The sequence below is a fragment of the Spiroplasma endosymbiont of Lariophagus distinguendus genome, from assembly GCF_023846195.1.
Classification (GTDB): Bacteria; Bacillota_I; Bacilli_A; order Mycoplasmatales; family VBWQ01; genus Spiroplasma_E.
In genome coordinates this window covers 1-522 of sequence record NZ_JALMUW010000193.1, presented here as the reverse complement: position 1 = coordinate 522, position 522 = coordinate 1, and the positions used below count along the sequence as shown (strand labels likewise).

Annotated in this window: 1 protein-coding gene; it reads right to left on the bottom strand. The window is 32.6% G+C overall.

Going from position 1 to position 522, the window contains the following annotated elements:
- The coding region (locus tag M0D11_RS06490) for a rod shape-determining protein (RefSeq protein ID WP_252321180.1) at positions 1-522 on the bottom strand (522 nt) is incomplete at both ends.

The following is a 522-nucleotide window of genomic DNA, read 5'->3' as shown; positions in this document are numbered from 1 at the left end:
GTCTAATCTAGGTAATGAAACACCTGAAATAGTGTATGGTTTTTCATCTTGATATTTAAGAAGTGAACCGATGTTCTTTTTAACATCTTCTGCTTCTTTAGTACCAATTTTTAAAGCATGCTTTTTAGCTATGTATTCTTGAATTTTTTGTGTTAAATAGTCTCCAGCACAATGTGTTGTATATGAATATAGGATTGAATCGTTGCTAAGTACGGCAATATCAGTACTTCCCCCACCAATATCAACACACATAATTGCAGTTCCAAAAATATCTTGGCCTGAACCTAATGCTGCCATTTTAACTTCTTCTTGAACAAATCCACGAAGTGCTCCTAAACGATGAACTATATTTTCTAGTGCTTCTCTTTGTACTGAATTAATTTCACTTGGTGTTGCCATTAAAACAATTAAATTACGGTTTTTATCAGCTTGTTTTGAATCTTTAATTTCAAGTCTAAAATCTTGAAAAATTTTAGCAAGGATACGTTGTAAAGCATCTGGATCAGCAATATTACCATCACG